The 17,446-nt window shown below is 68.0% G+C and carries 9 protein-coding genes and 1 pseudogene; 6 read left to right on the top strand and 4 right to left on the bottom strand.

Translation table 11 applies throughout. From position 1 onward, the window contains the following. Positions 1–485: 485 nt before the first annotated feature. From G6N51_RS11030 to G6N51_RS11020, 3 genes are all read left to right on the top strand, one after another. Positions 486–9,716 carry a type I polyketide synthase gene (locus G6N51_RS11030; protein ID WP_083170413.1) on the top strand — a complete coding sequence of 3,077 codons (9,231 nt, stop codon included), beginning with the start codon at positions 486–488 and terminating at the stop codon, positions 9,714–9,716. 31 nt (positions 9,717–9,747) lie between these two features. Next, complete coding sequence (gene acpS / locus G6N51_RS11025; RefSeq protein ID WP_065444533.1) at positions 9,748–10,140, top strand: holo-ACP synthase AcpS; 393 nt, start codon at positions 9,748–9,750, stop codon at positions 10,138–10,140. 101 nt (positions 10,141–10,241) lie between these two features. Next, positions 10,242–11,567: a dipeptidase gene (locus tag G6N51_RS11020; protein ID WP_083170415.1), complete on the top strand. Its 1,326-nt coding sequence runs from the start codon at positions 10,242–10,244 to the stop codon at positions 11,565–11,567. Positions 11,568–11,574: 7 nt separating this feature from the next. Here the strand turns inward: G6N51_RS11020 and G6N51_RS11015 are convergent. From G6N51_RS11015 to bcp, 3 genes and pseudogenes are all read right to left on the bottom strand, one after another. Continuing rightward, positions 11,575–11,646: pseudogene (locus G6N51_RS11015) on the bottom strand (peroxiredoxin); the annotation flags it as partial. Between the two features lie 16 nt (positions 11,647–11,662). Next, complete coding sequence (locus G6N51_RS11010; protein ID WP_083170417.1) at positions 11,663–12,130, bottom strand: cupin domain-containing protein; 468 nt, start codon at positions 12,128–12,130, stop codon at positions 11,663–11,665. Between the two features lie 140 nt (positions 12,131–12,270). After that, positions 12,271–12,762 (bottom strand): thioredoxin-dependent thiol peroxidase, encoded by a 492-nt coding sequence (gene bcp, locus G6N51_RS11005; RefSeq protein WP_083170528.1) that lies wholly within the window; start codon positions 12,760–12,762, stop codon positions 12,271–12,273. A 96-nt stretch (positions 12,763–12,858) separates the two neighbouring features. On the opposite strand from bcp, the gene G6N51_RS11000 reads away from it, so the two are divergent. Then, positions 12,859–13,086, top strand: coding sequence for a DUF3618 domain-containing protein (locus G6N51_RS11000; protein WP_083170530.1), 228 nt, complete (start codon positions 12,859–12,861; stop codon positions 13,084–13,086). 4 nt (positions 13,087–13,090) lie between these two features. On the opposite strand, the gene G6N51_RS10995 is transcribed toward G6N51_RS11000, so the two are convergent. Next, positions 13,091–14,833: a DUF3556 domain-containing protein gene (locus G6N51_RS10995; protein WP_083170419.1), complete on the bottom strand. Its 1,743-nt coding sequence runs from the start codon at positions 14,831–14,833 to the stop codon at positions 13,091–13,093. Here G6N51_RS10995 and G6N51_RS10990 point away from each other — a divergent pair. Together G6N51_RS10990 and G6N51_RS10985 are read left to right on the top strand one after the other, a co-directional pair. Next, entirely contained in the window at positions 14,823–15,080 is a 258-nt protein-coding gene (locus G6N51_RS10990) for a hypothetical protein (protein WP_142274890.1), read from the top strand. The two genes, G6N51_RS10995 and G6N51_RS10990, sit on opposite strands and share 11 nt — an antisense overlap. A gap of 975 nt (positions 15,081–16,055) precedes the next feature. Then, positions 16,056–17,159, top strand: a complete 1,104-nt coding sequence (locus G6N51_RS10985) for a cytochrome P450 (RefSeq protein WP_232078330.1) — start codon at positions 16,056–16,058, stop codon at positions 17,157–17,159. Positions 17,160–17,446: the final 287 nt, after the last annotated feature.

The raw sequence follows: 17,446 nt of genomic DNA, 5'->3' as shown, positions 1-17,446 counted from the left end.
ACTCGTTCGCTCATTTCCCGGCGCGGCGGGCGCGAGCGCCGCGCGGACGGTGCGACGGAGGCGGGCTCGACCGGCTTCCACGGCTCGAAATTTTTACATAACGATTACATAACAAAACTGCTTTGATCAGCGCAGTTATAGCTACTCGACCGTAACCACCTGCATGCAGCAGGTTTGTTCGCCGCGCCCGCGCCGCCGATTAAACCCGGTGTTACCCACGACACGGTTACCCATGCGTAGAACTCACCAGTAACCAATCACCACGCAAAACGGGGGTCGATCCTTATGACACTCTTAGTACAGCCGATGCAGTCCGCCGCGCCGCTCCACCCACAAGAGGGGTCCGCCGACAACACACCGGTCAGACGGATCTTCGGTCGCGATTCGATGCGGAATCGACGGACTCTGTGAGTTCCTGTCCCCTTCGGACCGGCTGAACGCACTGATACGTAAGACGTACATGACGCATACAGGGAGATACAGACGTGACGATCCACGAGCACGATCGGGTGTCCGCTGACCGCGATGGAAATGGGCCCCACCCGGCCGCCGGGGAGACCCACGCTCTGGTCGACCGTCTGACGGCCGGCGAGCCGTACGCCGTGGCGTTCGGCGGCCAGGGCAGCGCTTGGCTGGAAACCCTCGAGGAACTGGTCTCGTCGGCCGGGATCGAATCGGACCTGGCAACGCTGGTCGGTGAGGTCGAGCTGCTGCTCGAGCCGGTGGCCAAGGAATTGGTGGTGGTGCGCCCGATCGGTTTCGAGCCGCTCGCTTGGGTGCGCGCGCTGGCGGCCGAGGATCCGGTCCCGTCGGACAAGCACCTGACGTCGGCCGCGGTGTCGATCCCCGGCGTGCTGCTGACCCAGATCGCGGCCGTGCGCGCGCTGGCACGTCAAGGCATGGACCTGCAAGCCACCCCGCCGGTGGCCGTCGCCGGGCATTCGCAGGGGGTGCTCGCCGTCGAGTCGCTCAAGGCCGCGGGTGCCCGCGACGCCGAGCTGCTGGCGATGGCCCAGCTGATCGGGGCGGCCGGCACGCTGGTGGCCCGACGGCGCGGGATCTCCGTGCTCGGCGACCGCCCGCCGATGGTGTCGGTGACCAACGCCGACCCCGAGCGCATCAGCCGGCTGCTCGACGAGTTCGCGCAGGATGTCCGCACCGTGCTGCCGCCGGTGCTGTCCATTCGCAACGGCCGGCGTTCGGTCGTCATCACCGGGACGCCCGAACAGCTGTCCCGGTTCGAGCTCTACTGCCAGCAGATCTCGGAGAAGGAAGAGTCCGACCGCAAGAACAAGCTGCGCGGCGGTGACGTGTTCTCGCCCGTCTTCGATCCGGTGCAGGTGGAGGTCGGCTTCCACACGCCGCGGCTCGCCGATGGCATCGACATCGTCGGCGGTTGGGCCGAGAAGGTCGGCCTGGACGTCGCGCTGGCCCGCGAGCTGACCGAAGCCATCCTGGTGCGAAGCGTCGACTGGGTCGAGGAGATCAGCCGCGTGCACGACGCCGGTGCGCGCTGGATTCTCGACTTGGGTCCCGGCGACATCCTGACCCGGCTGACCGCGCCGGTCATCCGGGGCCTGGGCGTCGGCATCGTGCCCGCCGCGACCCGCGGCGGGCAGCGCAACCTCTTCACCGTCGGGGCAGTACCGGAGGTGGCGCGGGCATGGTCGACCTATGCCCCGACCGTCGTCCGCCTGCCCGACGGCAGGGTCAAGCTGTCGACGAAGTTCACCCGGTTGACGGGCCGCTCGCCGATCCTGCTCGCGGGCATGACCCCGACCACCGTCGACGCGAAGATCGTCGCGGCGGCGGCCAACGCCGGGCACTGGGCCGAGCTGGCCGGCGGCGGGCAGGTCACCGAGGAAATCTTCGCCGGCCGCATCGAGGAACTCGCCACGCTGCTCGAGCCCGGCCGCACCTATCAGTTCAACGCGCTGTTCCTCGACCCGTACCTGTGGAAGCTGCAGGTCGGTGGAAAGCGCTTGGTGCAGAAGGCGCGTCAGTCCGGTGCGGCGATCGACGGCCTGGTGATCAGCGCCGGCATCCCCGACCTCGAGGACGCCGTCGACTTGATCAAGGAGCTGAACGACGTCGGCATAAGCCACGTCGTGTTCAAGCCCGGCACGGTCGAGCAGATCCGCTCGGTCATCCGCATCGCGACCGAGGTGCCCACCAAGCCGGTGATCATGCACATCGAGGGCGGGCGCGCCGGTGGCCACCACTCGTGGGAAGACCTCGACGACCTCTTGCTGGCAACGTATTCGGAGCTGCGGTCGCGCCCCAACATCACCGTCTGCGTGGGCGGCGGCATCGGCACGCCCGAGCGGGCGGCCGAGTATCTGTCCGGGCGTTGGGCGCAGGCGTACGGCTTCCCGCTGATGCCGATCGACGGCATCCTGGTCGGCACCGCGGCGATGGCGACCAAGGAGGCCACCACGTCGCCGTCGGTCAAGCGGATGCTCGTCGAGACGCAGGGCACCGAGCAGTGGGTCGGCGCCGGAAAAGCCGCGGGCGGCATGGCTTCCAGCCGCAGCCAGCTGGGTGCCGACATCCACGAGATCGACAACAGCGCGTCGCGATGCGGCCGGCTGCTCGACGAGGTCGCCGGGGACGCTGAGGCCGTCGCCGCGCGTCGCGACGAGATCATCGCGGCGATGGCGAACACCGCCAAGCCCTACTTCGGCGACGTCGCCGACATGACCTACCTGCAATGGCTGCAACGTTACGTCGAGCTGACCATCGGCGACGGCAACTCCACGGCCGACACCGCGGCGCCGGGCAGTCCGTGGCTGGCCGACACCTGGCGCGACCGGTTCCAGCAGATGCTGCAGCGCGCCGAAGCGCGTTTGCACGCAAACGATTCCGGCCCGATCGACACGCTGTTCGCCGACGCCGTGCTACTGGAAAGCCCCCGGCAGGCCATCGCCACGTTGGTCGCCGAATACCCCGATGCCGAAACCGTGCAGCTGCACCCGGCCGACGTCCCGTTCTTCGTCAGTCTCTGCAAGACGCTGGGCAAGCCGGTCAACTTCGTGCCGGTCATCGACAAGGACGTGCGGCGCTGGTGGCGAAGCGACTCGCTGTGGCAGGCCCACGACGCCCGCTACGACGCCGACCAGGTCTGCATCATCCCTGGTACCGCGGCGGTGGCCGGCATTACCCGAATGGACGAACCCGTCGGTGAACTGCTGGACCGCTTCGAGCGGGCCGCCATCGACGAGGTGCTGTCCTCCAACGGGCAGCCGCGGGCCGTCGCGTCGCGCCGGATGGGCCGCGCCGACGTGACCGGACCGCTGGCCGTCGTGCTCGACGCTCCCGACGTGCAGTGGGCCGGTCGCACCGCGACCAACCCCGTCCACCGGATCGCCGACCCCGGTGACTGGCTCGTGCACGACGGCCCCGAAAGCCGGCGCGCCACACACTCGTCCACCGGGGCGCGGCTTCAGGTCGACGGCGACCGGGTGGTGCTGAGCGTCCCGTTGTCGGGAACTTGGATCGACATCCCATTCACCCTGCCCGCCAACACCGTTGACGGCGGGACTCCGGTGGTGCCGACCGAGGACGCCGCGACCGCCATGCGGGCGGTGCTGGCGATCGCCGCCGGTGTCGACGGGCCGGAGTTCCTGCCCGCGGTCGTCGACGGAACGGCCAGCGCGACGGTCGACTGGGATCCCGAGCGGGTCGCCGACCACACCGGAGTCACGGCCACCTTCTCCGAGACGCTGGCACCGGGCCTCAGCACCGTGCCCGACGCGCTGGTGGGCCTCTGCTGGCCGGCCGTCTTCGCGGCGATCGGCTCGGCGGTCACCGACACCGGCGTCCCGGTCGTCGAGGGCCTGCTCAGCCTCGTGCACCTCGACCACGCCGCCCACGTGGTCGGCGCGGTGCCCACAATCCCGGCCGAATTGGCAATCTCCGCAACGGCTTCGCCGGCGGAGGACACGGACATGGGCCGTGTCGTCCGGGTCGCAGTGACCATCGCCGACCCCGACGGCGCGACGATCGCCAGCCTCGACGAGCGGTTCGCGATCCTTGGGCGCACCGGCTCCGCCGAGCTCACCGAGCCGGTGCGGGCCGGCGGCGCAGTGTCGGAGAACGCGACCGACACCCCGCGTCGCCGCCGCCGCGACGTCCGGTTGACCGCCCCGGTCGACATGCGGCCGTTCGCCATGGTGTCCGGTGACCACAACCCGATCCACACCGACCGGGCCGCCGCCCTGCTGGCCGGCCTGGAATTGCCCATCGTGCATGGCATGTGGTTGTCGGCGGCCGCGCAGCACGCGGTGACCGCCACCGACGGCCAAGCCCGGCCGCCCGCCCGCCTGGTCGGTTGGACCGCTCGCTTCCTGGGCATGGTGCGTCCCGGCGACGAGGTCGACTTCCGTGTCGAGCGCGTCGGAATCGACCAGGGCGCAGAGGTTTTGGACGTGTCCGCCCGCATAGGGTCCGACCTGGTGATGTCGGCGACGGCGCGCCTGGCCGCCCCGCACACGGTGTATGCCTTCCCCGGTCAGGGGATTCAGCACAAGGGCATGGGCATGGACGTCCGCGCCCGCTCCAAGGCCGCCCGCAAGGTGTGGGACAAAGCGGACAAGTTCACCCGCGACACGCTGGGCTTCTCGGTGCTGCACGTGGTGCGCGACAACCCGACCAGCATCATCGCCAGCGGCGTGCACTACAACCACCCCGAGGGGGTGCTGTACCTGACGCAGTTCACCCAGGTCGCGATGGCCACGGTGGCGGCGGCGCAGGTCGCCGAGATGCGCGAGCAGGGCGCGTTCGTCGAGGGTGCGATCGCCTGCGGCCACTCCGTTGGGGAGTACACCGCGCTGGCCTGCGTCACCGGCATCTACGAGCTGGAAGCGTTGCTGGAGACGGTGTTCCACCGCGGCTCGAAGATGCACGACATCGTGCCGCGCGACGAGCTGGGCCGTTCGAACTACCGGCTGGCGGCGATCCGGCCGTCGCAGATCGACCTGCCGGACGACGAGGTGCCCGGGTTTGTGGCCGGCATCGCCGAGCGCAGCGGTGAATTCCTGGAGATCGTGAACTTCAACCTGCGCGGTTCGCAGTATGCGATCGCCGGGACGGTTCGCGGTTTGGAGGAGCTGGAGGCCGAGGTGGAGCGGCGCCGCGAGCTCACCGGCGGCAAGCGCTCGTTCATCCTCGTGCCGGGTATCGACGTGCCGTTCCACTCGCGGGTGCTGCGCGTCGGGGTGGCCGAATTCCGCCGCTCGCTGGAACGTGTCATGCCGCGTGACAAGGATCCCGACGTCATCATCGGCCGCTACATTCCGAACCTGGTGCCACGTCCGTTCACCCTGGACCGCGACTTCATCCAGGAGATCCGGGATTTGGTGCCCGCCGAGCCGCTCGACGAGATCCTCGCCGATTACGACACCTGGCTCAACGAGCGCCGCAACGAGATGGCGCGCATCGTCTTGATCGAGCTGCTGGCATGGCAGTTCGCCAGCCCGGTGCGCTGGATCGAAACCCAGGACCTGCTGTTCACCGAACAGGCCGCGGGCGGGCTGGGCGTGGAGCGGTTCGTCGAGATCGGCGTGAAGTCGGCGCCGACCGTCGCCGGATTGGCCACCAACACCCTCAAGCTCCCCGAATATGCCCACAGCACAGTCGAAGTGCTCAACGCCGAGCGCGACGCGGCGGTGCTGTTCGCCACCGACACCGACCCCGAGCCGGAGCCGGAGGCGGACGACCCCGCCGCCGAGGTGGCCGTGGGGGCCGCCCCGGTGGAGGCGGCGCCCGCGCCGGCGCCCGCCGCCGCGTCCTCCGGCCCGCGCCCGGATGACATCGGGTTCGACGCCGCCGACGCCACCCTGGCGTTGATCGCGCTGTCGGCAAAGATGCGCATCGACCAGATCGAGGAGCTGGACTCCATCGAGTCCATCACCGATGGTGCCTCGTCGCGGCGCAACCAGTTGCTGGTGGACCTGGGTTCGGAATTGAACCTGGGCGCCATCGACGGCGCCGCCGAGGCCGACCTGGCCGGGCTGCGGTCACAGGTGACCAAGCTCGCGCGCACGTACAAGCCTTTCGGTCCGGTGCTTTCCGACGCGATCAACGACCAGTTGCGCACCGTGCTGGGGCCCTCGGGCAAGCGGCCCGCCGCGATCGCGGAGCGGGTCAAGAAGACGTGGGAGCTCGGCGACGGTTGGGCCAAGCACGTGACGGTCGAAGTTGCGCTGGGAACCCGCGAGGGCACCAGCGTGCGCGGCGGCGCCATGGGCCACCTGCACGAGGGCGCGCTGGCCGATGCGGCCTCGGTCGACAAAGTCATCGATGCCGCGGTGACCTCGGTCGCCGCGCGGCGCGGCATCGCGGTGGCGCTGCCGTCGTCCGGCGGAGGCGGCGGCGCGACCGTCGACGCCGCCGCGTTGAGCGAGTTCACCGACCAGATCACCGGTCGCGACGGTGTGCTCGCCTCGGCGGCCCGGCTGATCCTCAACCAGTTGGGCCACGACGATCCCGTCAGCGCCATGCCGACGGCCACGGACGCCGAGCTCATCGACCTGGTCACCGCCGAACTCGGCGCGGACTGGCCGCGTCTGGTCGCGCCGACCTTCGACGCCAAGAAGGCCGTCGTGTTCGACGACCGGTGGGCCAGCGCCCGGGAGGACCTGGCCAAGCTGTGGCTGACCGACGAGGATGACATCGACGCCCGGTGGCAGACCCTGTCCGAAAGGTTCGAGGGCGCAGGCCATGTCGTAGCCACCCAGGCCACCTGGTGGCAGGGCAAGTCGCTGGCCGCCGGTCGCCAGATTCACGCGTCGCTGTACGGCCGCATCGCCGCCGGGGCGGAGAACCCCGATCCCGGCCCCTACAGCAACGAAGTTGCCGTGGTGACTGGCGCTTCGAAGGGTTCGATCGCCGCGTCGGTGGTCGCGCGACTGCTCGACGGTGGAGCGACCGTCGTCGCCACCACATCGAAGCTCGACGACGAGCGGCTCGCGTTCTACCGCGGGCTGTATCGTGACCACGCCCGCTATGGCGCCGCGCTATGGGTCGTCGCCGCCAACATGGCGTCCTACTCCGACATCGACGCCCTGGTCGAATGGATCGGTACCGAGCAGTCCGAAAGCCTTGGGCCGCAATCCATCCACATCAAGGACGCGCAGACTCCCACACTGCTGTTCCCCTTCGCGGCGCCTCGCGTCGCCGGCGACCTGTCGGAGGCCGGTTCGCGCTCCGAGATGGAGATGAAGGTTCTGCTGTGGGCGGTGCAACGGTTGATCGGCGGCCTGTCCAAGATCGGCGCCGAGCGCGACATCGCGTCGCGACTGCACGTCGTGTTGCCCGGCTCGCCCAACCGCGGAATGTTCGGCGGTGACGGCGCATACGGCGAAGCCAAGTCGGCGCTGGACGCGTTGGTGACCCGTTGGCACGCCGAATCCTCCTGGGCCTCCCGGGTCAGCCTCGCGCACGCGCTGATCGGCTGGACCCGCGGTACCGGGCTGATGGGCCACAACGACGCCATCGTCGACGCCGTCGAGGAGGCCGGCGTCACCACGTACTCCACCGACGAGATGGCCGCCATGCTGCTGGGCCTGTGCGACGTGGAGTCCAAGGTCGCGGCGGCCGGCGCGCCGATCAAGGCGGACCTGACCGGCGGCCTCGCCGAGGCCAACCTCGACATGGCCGAATTGGCCGCCAAGGCCCGCGAGCACGCATCGAGCGAGCCGGCGACGGAAGACGTTGCGGCCGAAGGCACCATCGCTGCGCTGCCGTCCCCGCCGCGCGGCTTCGCCCCGGCGCCTCCGCCGGAATGGGCCGACCTCGACGTCGACCCGGCCGACCTGGTGGTGATCGTCGGCGGTGCCGAGATCGGCCCGTACGGTTCGTCGCGCACCCGGTTCGAGATGGAGGTCGACAACGAACTCTCGGCGGCCGGCGTCCTGGAGCTGGCGTGGACCACTGGACTGATCCGCTGGGAGGACGACCCGCAACCCGGTTGGTACGACACGCAATCGGGCGATCTGGTCGACGAGGCCGAGCTCGTCGAGCGCTACCACGACGCCGTGGTGGAGCGGGTGGGCATTCGCGAGTTCGTCGACGACGGCGCGATCGACCCCGATCACGCGTCGCCGTTGCTGGTGTCGGTGTTCTTGGACAAGGACTTCACCTTCGTCGTCTCCTCGGAAGCCGACGCCCGCGGGTTCGTCGAGTTCGATCCCGAGCACACGGTCATTCGCCCCGTCCCCGATTCGGGCGACTGGCAGGTCACGCGCAAGGCGGGCACCGAGATCCGGGTGCCGCGCAAGACCAAGCTGTCGCGGGTCGTCGGCGCGCAGATCCCCACCGGGTTCGATCCGACCGTGTACGGCATCAGCCAGGACATGGCCAGCTCCACCGACCGGGTGGCGCTGTGGAACATCGTCGCGACCGTCGACGCGTTCTTGTCCTCGGGATTCACCCCGACCGAGTTGATGCGGTGGGTGCACCCCGGCCTGGTGGCCAGCACGCAGGGCACCGGCATGGGCGGGATGACGTCGATGCAGACCATGTATCACGGCAATCTGCTCGGCCGGAACAAGCCGAACGACATCCTGCAGGAAGTGCTGCCGAACGTTGTTGCCGCGCATGTCATTCAGAGCTATGTGGGCAGTTACGGCGCGATGATCCACCCGGTCGGCGCGTGCGCGACCGCGGCGGTGTCGGTCGAGGAGGGGGTCGACAAGATCCGCCTCGGCAAGGCCGAACTGGTGGTGGCCGGCGGCTTCGACGACCTGACGCTGGAAGCGATCATCGGCTTCGGTGACATGGCGGCCACCGCCGACACGTCCATGATGCGCGGCCGGGGCATTCACGACTCGAAGTTCTCCCGGCCCAACGACCGGCGCCGGCTCGGGTTCGTCGAGGCGCAGGGCGGCGGCACCATCCTGCTCGCCCGCGGCGACCTGGCGCTCAAGATGGGCCTTCCGGTGCTGGCGGTGGTGGCCTACGCGCAATCGTTCGCCGACGGCGTGCACACGTCGATCCCGGCGCCGGGTCTGGGCGCGCTGGGCGCGGGCCGCGGCGGCAGGGAATCGGCGTTGGCGCGGTCGCTGGCCAAGCTCGGTGTCGGCGCCGACGACATCGCCGTGATCTCCAAGCACGACACGTCCACGCTGGCCAACGATCCCAACGAGACCGAACTGCACGAGCGGCTGGCCGACTCGTTGGGTCGCTCCGAGGGCGCCCCGCTGTTCGTGGTGTCGCAGAAGAGCCTCACCGGGCACGCCAAGGGCGGCGCGGCGGTCTTCCAGATGATGGGCCTGTGCCAGATGCTGCGCGACGGGGTGATCCCGCCCAACCGCAGCCTTGATTGCGTCGACGACGAACTGGCCGGCTCGGCCCACTTCGTCTGGGTGCGTGAGACGCTGCGGCTCGGTGAGAAGTTCCCGCTGAAGGCCGGCATGGTGACCAGCCTCGGGTTCGGGCATGTGTCCGGTCTGGTGGCGCTGGTGCACCCGCAGGCCTTCATCGCCGCGCTGAACCCCGAGCAGCGGGCGGACTACCAGCGGCGCGCGGAGGCGCGGCTGCTGGCCGGTCAGCGCCGGTTGGCGTCGGCGATCGCCGGCGGCGCGCCCATGTTTGAGCGGCCGGCGGACCGCCGTTTCGACCACGACGTACCGGAGAAGCGCCAGGAGGCGGCGATGCTGCTGAACCCGGCGTCCCGGCTGGGTGAGGGCGATGCCTACGAGGTCTCGGCCGAATGACCTCTTCGACCGTCCGTTAGCCTGGCGACCCATGGGAATTGTCGGTGTGGGGATCGACGTCGTCTCCATCCCTGATTTCGCCGAGCAGGTCGACCAGCCGGGAACCGTCTTCTCCGAGACGTTCACACCGGGCGAGCGCCGCGACGCCTCGGACAAGAGTTCGTCGGCGGCGCGCCACCTGGCGGCCCGGTGGGCGGCCAAGGAGGCGGTGATCAAGGCCTGGTCGGGGTCCCGGTTCGCCCAGCGGCCCGTGCTGCCGGAGGACATCCACCGCGACATCGAGGTGGTCACCGACATGTGGGGGCGGCCCCGGGTCCGGCTGAGCGGCGACATCGCCAAACACCTGGCCGACGTCACGATTCACGTGTCGCTGACGCACGAAGGGGACACCGCGGCCGCCGTCGCGATCCTGGAAACGACCTGACGGCGCGAGCGTGCGTGTCTGTACACGACACGCCGGCAGGCGGTGGCATTCTGCGCCCGCTCGCCGGGACCGCCTACTTCCCGCCGACTAGCCTCGAGATCATGAGTGATCTTGTGGAGCGCGTCCGCGACGTGCTGCCGTCGGTGCGCCGCGACCTGGAGGACTTGGTGCGCATCGAATCGGTGTGGGCCGACCCAGGCCGGCGCGACGAGGTGCACCGCAGCGCACGGGCGGTAGCGGACCTGTTGGCGCAGGCCGGTTTCGGCGACGTGCGGATCGTCAGCGAGGGCGGCGCCCCGGCGGTCATCGCGCACCATCCCGCGCCCCCGGGCGCGCCGACCGTGCTGCTGTACGCCCACCACGACGTGCAGCCCGAGGGCGATGTCGGCCAGTGGGCGTCGCCGCCCTTCGAACCCACCGAACGTGGTGGGCGACTCTACGGACGCGGCAGCGCCGACGACAAGGCCGGCATCGCAACGCATTTGGCGGCGTTCAGGGCGCACGGCGGCCAACCGCCGGTGGGCGTGACGGTCTTCGTCGAGGGCGAGGAGGAGTCCGGCTCGCCGTCACTGGGCCGACTGCTGGCAGCCCATCGCGACGCACTCGCGGCCGACGTGATCGTCATCGCCGACTCGGATAACTGGAGCACCGACGTTCCGGCGCTGACGGTTTCGCTGCGGGGCCTGGTCGACTGCGTGGTCGAGGTCGCCACGCTCGACCACGGGCTGCACTCCGGAATCTGGGGTGGCGTGGTGCCCGACGCGCTGAGCGTCCTGGTGCGGCTACTGGCCAGCCTGCACGACGACGACGGCAACGTGGCCGTCGCCGGCCTCCACGAAAGCACTGCCGCCGCTGTGGATTACCCGCCCGAGCGGGTGCGTGCCGACTCCGGGCTGCTGGACGGGGTGTCCGAAATCGGTTCGGGTTCGGCGCCGCAGCGGCTGTGGGCCAAACCCGCGATCACCGTGATCGGCGTCGACACCACGCCTATCGAGAAAGCGTCGAACACACTGATCCCGCGGGCTCGCGCCAAGATCAGCATGCGGGTCGCGCCCGGCGGCGACGCCGAGGCACACCTGGAGGCGTTGACGTCGCATCTTCGAGAGCATGCACCGTGGGGCGCGCAGGTGACCGTCACGCGCGGCGACATCGGCGAGCCCTACGCCATCGACGCCAGCGGCCCGGTGTACGACGCCGCGCGGGCGGCGTTCCGCCAGGCCTGGGGTACCGAGCCGATCGACATGGGCATGGGCGGCTCCATCCCGTTCATCGCCGAGTTCGCCGCCGCGTTCCCGCAGGCAAAGATTCTGGTGACCGGTGTCGAGGACCCAGGGACCCAGGCGCACAGCGTCAACGAGAGCCTGCACCTGGGTGTGCTGGAACGTGCCGCTGTCGCCGAGGCGCTGCTGCTGGCCAATCTGGCCTGACGTTGGCCTATATCGACAGGTCGCGGCGCAGCTTGGCGACGTGCCCGGTGGCCTTGACGTTGTACTGCGCGACGGCGATCGCCGTGAGTGTACGGTCAGCGCGGGGGGCCAAGAATGACCTGTCCGAACTTATCCGCTCCCTCAACCAAACGCGAGGGCGAAATTTCAAAACCTTCCGGACGTGGCATCGCCTTGTCCCGGCCGGAGTAGCGGAACATTCCTTCAATTCCTGCCGGTGTGTTGATCATCAGTAGATCTGCTGTCTTCGACGTGATGCGATAGGCGTGTGGAATGTTCTTGGGCAAGAACACAATCCCGCCTTCCGACAACTCCGTCTCCTGGTCGTCTACCCAGACCAACGCGGTTCCTTTTATCAACATGAACACTTCGTCTTCCCGCGTATGTTTGTGGTACGGCGGAGCTTCGCCTTCGCTCACATCGAAGCGCCCGATCATCAACTGGCCAGCTGTGGCCGCGCCGTCGAGCAAGATTGCCAGTGTGCCGCCGTCGAGCCATTCCAGTTGCTGCTGCTGCTCCGGTTGCGCCAGGTACGCCATACTCATGAGTCATCCCTCTTCGTCATCGGCGGGAGCACCAACTTCCTCCGGAGGGTCAGTTGGGTGACTTCAATGTCGAATGGTCAGAATAACGCGCTTGCGGGTCGGCACGGCAGTGGTGGAAACGCTCCCCTTAGCCCGTGGATTCACTCGGCAGATGTTCCTAGCTGGGCAATGATTTGCTGAATCTTTGTTGTCGTATGTGCAGCCTTGACGTTGTACTGCGCGAGGGCGATCTTGCCCTTTTCGTCGACCACAAAGGTCGAGCGGATCACGCCCCGCACGGTCTTGCCGTACATCTGCTTCTCGCCGTAGGCGCCCCAGGCCGTCAGGACCTTGCGGTCGGGATCCGACAGCAGGGGGAACGTCAGCTTTTCGGCGTCGCGGAACTTGGCCAGCTTCTCCGGCTTGTCGGGGGAGATGCCGATGACGTCGAGGCCGGCCTCGCCGAGTTCGTGCAGGTTGTCGCGGAAATCGCAGGCCTGTTTGGTGCAGCCCGGTGTGGACGCCGCCGGGTAGAAGTACACGATGACGCGACGCCCCTGGTAATCGGCCAGCGACACCGTGTTGCCTTCGGCGTCGGGCAGGCGGAAGGAGGGCGCTGTGTCGCCCGGCGCAAGCCGCGTGGTCTCGGCCAATTCGGGCCCCTTTCTGTTCACCGGAGCGTTGGGGTTATCGCCAGCTGATCTAGGGTAGTGCGTCAGGTGTATGAGGCCGACTGGGAGGACAGACACGTGGCGGACCGGGACCCCGAGGCGATCAAGCGGGATATCGATGTCGCCCGTGACCAGCTGGCGGCCACCGTCGACTCGCTCGCCGTGCGCGCCAACCCGCGCCGCCTGGCCGACGACCTCAAGGCGAAGGTGGTGGACTTCGTCAAGAAGCCCGCGGTGACGGTGACCCTGGCCGGCGTCGGCGTCCTCGTGGTCGTTGTGGTGGTGCACCGGGTGCGCAACCGCTGACGCGTCACGTCATGCCGGCGCCCGTGCCGCTCTGGACGTGCACCGGAATGTCGTCGGCCCAGGGCTGCGACGTGACCATGTCGTCGACGTCGACATAGCCGCGCTCGAATTCGCCGGTCGCGGCGTCGACGAGCCGGTACTCCTGGCGCTGGATGTGGATCGGCTGGGCGTCCAGAATGACCACCCGCACGTCGCCGGGCTGAAAATCGCAGCGCTGCTGTAGCGCCTCGATGAGGGATTCGTTGTGCATGTGCCCGTCGCCGAAGTTCCACCCGAGCACCATCGAGCACAGGACCTCGCCTTCGCACAGGTTGTAGTCGTCCTCGTCGTAGCCGGCCAGCGCGCGGTGCACCAGGGTGAACAGCGCGCGGCCGTGGGTGTTCATCCCGCGGAACGCCATCGCGAGGTGAAGGGGGACCAGGGTCGCCTCTTTGGAGCCGTAGAGGCGCTCGAGCTGCAGGTGTTGCATCGGACCGAGCGCGCGGGAGCCGGTGCGGAACTTCTCGTCGACCGAGGGCTTGACGCACCACACCGTGGTGTCCCAGTTGCCCGCGTAGTACCGCATGCCCGGCAGGAAGGACACCTTGCGCGGGTAGAGGTTTCCGACGACGACGATCCCGGCGATGACCGCGAACAGGATTACGACCGGCAACGGGTTGGCCAGATCGGACAATCCGAGGCGGGCATGCGCGACGAACAGCGACAAGACCCCGAAGATCATGAACACGTTCCACTCCAGGGGCACCCCCATCGGGAAGGCCAGCAGGATGTTCAGGTGGAAGACGATCATCACGAACGCGGCGATTGCCGTTGGCCAGCCGCCGTGGGAGAACAGCAGCGCCAGCGGCACCAGGCCTTCCACGGCGGTGGAGAAGTGGGCGATGAAACCCGCCAGCGCGCTGGGGCGCAGGTCGTCGGGATAACGCTTGAACATCGACCGTTTGAGCGGCCCGGACGGGATGAACGGGTTGTTCGCCAACATTGTCGAGATCACGAACGGAAAGTGCCTGTTGAGTTTCGAGGTGGCCGCCCCCAGCCAGATCACCATGAAGACCACCTTGGCCCCGATGATGCAGTCCGCCCCGGCGAACAGGAAGACCAGCGCCAACGGCGCGTAGACCTCGCCGCGAGCGGCCAGGAAGATCACCTTGTCGCGCAGGCCGACGACGGCCAGCACCGCCAGGATCGCGACGGTGTGCCAGGGCGCCAGCACACCAATCTCGGTGTGCAGGGCGGGAATTGGGCCGGCTCCGTCCGAGACCAGCGCGATCGCGAGCAACACCAGCAGCGCGGCGTAGAGCGCCGCGTCGATCGGGCTGCGGACGCTACCCCGGGTCAGCGGCACCCGATCGGACCATGGTGGCAACCGGATGGTGCCCGGCCGCAACCAGTACAGGATCGAGCCCATCGGCGGGAAGTACCGGCCGGCCAGTGGCCCGAAGCAGCAGCCCAGGCCGACGACTTCGAACAGCATCGTGTAGAGCACGGCCTTTTCGAACACGATCGGTTCCGACCACCACGCGGCGACGCCCGTGAAGCTGCCGATGCCGGTCGTGCACCAGCCGAACACCCAGCCGCCGAGGATGTACAGAGCGATCTTCACGCCGTACATCACGTGCATCACAAGCGGCGTGCCGAACCCGTTCTCGGCGATGTGGCGCACCATCGGCACGATCCGCTCGGCGCGGCTCTGCTTGCTCCATTCGGCAACGTCGACGACGGGCAGATTCGGCTGGATGAACCCCATGGCAGCTCCTTCGACGCAGCTTGTTTCAATGGGCGCCGGTGGGCCGTTGCGCCAACCGGTGCCAGCAAAAAGTACCTGGAAAAACAGCTACCGCGTGAGGATACGACGTCAACAATTTCCCGGTTTCCTGTTGCCCGGCCGTTGGCCTCGGTTCACCGCCTCCGTCATCGGGCGTCTCAGCATCAACGCCTCGAATTTTCAGCCCGGGCAAGCTGATCGCGATGGCGCGGTCGTTCGCCAGCAATGAAATCCGGCTCGCGCAGTGGCAAACGCCATTGTTCAGATGCAGCTAAGCGCCGCAAATCTCCTGTCCAGCTTGGGTTTCGGTCCCGGCCGTCCGGTTCGATGAAGGCGGCAACCCCCATCCGACTTTGATCGTTTTCACAGTTATCTGTGGGCTACCGCTCAAGTCTCGTCTTGTACAGTGCTGCCACTGTGGGCCTTGAGAGCGCTCTCGAGACTCGACGATGGCAGTCCATCGTCGCGGTCGTCGCCGCGCTGAGTCTGTTCACCGCCTTAATCGCGGGGTCCTCTCTGCGTCCGCAGCTCTCGGCGAGCGCACTCCCGGAGCCGGCGGCGTGGACCCACGAAACCCACAGTGGCCAAGCGCATGCCGGCCAGGTGCGGGATGCGGACCACATCATCAGCCACCTCAGCCATGGCCGATCGGCGGGCTCCACACCGACGGACGCAAAACCGTTCCACAGCATGTGGATGACGCGAGACCGACCGGCCAGTTGGCCTTCCATATCGCCGCAATCCGGCTGGTTCCTGCTGCCGACTTCGTTGGCCGCGCCATGCCATTGGCCGGACGGCGCCCACCCGGCGGTCCCTCTGGTCGCTCCCGCCGCCCGGGACATCTTGACCATGCTGTGCGTCATCCGTCGCTGAGGGGCCGGCGCCGCACTATCTGAGCAGGTTCCCGGGGAACCATCACCTCGCCTTGATGTTGCGCTTTCGGCGCGCTGCAGGCACTCACCGAGCGGTTCATGCCGTTCGGCCAGTTGCGACGCCACGCGCGTATGCCATTGATCCCTTCCCGTCCTTGAGGAAATTTCATGTTTGTAGGCATCCCCCTGCCCGCTCTCGCACATCGGGTGCGATGGCAATGAGTTCCCGTGCGCAAGAGCTTGGTTCACGGCGCATCCAACCGGATGGTCCGTTCGGCGGAGGCTCGTCCGGGAAGTTTCACCTACCGCGGTTAGAGCATTCGACGCTGCCGATGGCAGCTGATCGGGGTCTCGGATGGAAGACGTTGCGGGACTCCGGACCGGTCGTGTTCATGAACGGCGCCTACTACCTGACCCGTCGAGAAGACGTGCTGGCGGCGCTATGCCAACCCAACCTCTTCTCGGCGCAGTTGGCACTTCAACCTCCCGGCAGCCCGGTTCCGGTGCTGCCCTCGGGGTTCGACCCCCCTGAGCACACGCGCTACCGAAAGATTCTGCAGCCGCACTTCAGCCCGCATGCCTTGGCCAAATCCCGGCCGGTGATGGAGCGCCATGCCGTCGAGATGATCGGCGACCTCGCCTGCCGCGGTGAATGTGAGGTGATGGCTGATTTCGCGCGGCTCTATCCGTACCAGGTGTTCATGGACCTCTACGGGCTGCCGCTGGAGGACCGAGATCGCGTCATCGCCTGGAAGGACGCCGGGGTGGACGGCAAGCCTGCGGGCGGTGAGCTCTTCGCCTATCTCACCGACGCGATCTTGCGACGCCGGCAGAACCCAGGCTCGGACATGCTGTCACAAGTGATGACCGGTCCGGGCGAACTCACTGACCTGGAACTACTCGGGATGAGCCACCTGCTGGTTCTATCCGGACTGGACACCGTGGCCGCCGCGATCGGGTTCTCGCTGCTCGAATTGGCCCGCAGACCGCAGCTGCGCAAACAGCTTCGCGATGAACCGGAGCAGGTCAAGGTCTTCATAGAGGAGATCGTCCGACTCGAGCCGGCGGCCCCGCTAGCGGCGCGGGTTACCACCGACTTCGTCACCGTGGGGGGCATGACCCTTCCCCCAGGGACGCCGGTGCGGCTGTGCACCGCCGCCATCAACCGCGACGGGAGCGACGACATATCGACCGATGACTTGGTCATGGACGGAAAGGTGCACCGGCACTGGGGATTCGGCGGCGGGCCGCACCGATGCATAGGCTCACATATGGCGCGCATCGAACTGACGATCGTCATCGACGAGTGGCTCAAGCAGATCCCCGACTTCGAGCTGCCGCACGGGTACGTGCCGGAGATCAAGTTCCCTTCAAAGAGCTTTGCGCTCAAGTCGCTGGCTCTGAGCTGGGCCCTGCCGGGGGTCTCTGCGTCGTGACAGCCGGTCGCCGGCAGCCGAGACGGTCTCATCGCCGAGTTGCTCGAGAAACGACGCTTCTTCGTCCTTCAACGCAGTCCACTGTCGCTTCCCGTCGCCCCATCGCCTCATCGCTGTTTCGCCAGACGTCGACGGCGGTCTGGAGTTGCTGCTTGCACTCATCCAGCTCATCCAGCCGCGTCAGCGAGTCGCCACGGCGGCCGGCGGGTGCCGAAGCGAATAAGAAGCCGGCCCCGATCCGACCACCACAGGCAACCCGCCGCGAAACTGCGCGAGCGTGTATGACG

The sequence above is a fragment of the Mycobacterium paraseoulense genome (assembly GCF_010731655.1).
GTDB lineage: Bacteria > Actinomycetota > Actinomycetes > Mycobacteriales > Mycobacteriaceae > Mycobacterium > Mycobacterium paraseoulense.
This window is presented reverse-complemented; position numbering and strand designations above follow the sequence as displayed.

Bases quoted from the DNA above. Each gene is read 5' to 3' on its own strand.
- acpS (WP_065444533.1), top strand. From the start codon at position 9,748: ATGGGAATTGTCGGTGTGGGGATCGACGTCGTCTCCATCCCTGATTTC.
- G6N51_RS11020 (WP_083170415.1), top strand. From the start codon at position 10,242: ATGAGTGATCTTGTGGAGCGCGTCCGCGACGTGCTGCCGTCGGTGCGC.
- G6N51_RS11010 (WP_083170417.1), bottom strand. From the start codon at position 12,130: ATGAGTATGGCGTACCTGGCGCAACCGGAGCAGCAGCAGCAACTGGAA.
- G6N51_RS10990 (WP_142274890.1), top strand. From the start codon at position 14,823: ATGAACCCCATGGCAGCTCCTTCGACGCAGCTTGTTTCAATGGGCGCC.
- G6N51_RS10995 (WP_083170419.1), bottom strand. From the start codon at position 14,833: ATGGGGTTCATCCAGCCGAATCTGCCCGTCGTCGACGTTGCCGAATGG.
- G6N51_RS10985 (WP_232078330.1), top strand. From the start codon at position 16,056: ATGGCAGCTGATCGGGGTCTCGGATGGAAGACGTTGCGGGACTCCGGA.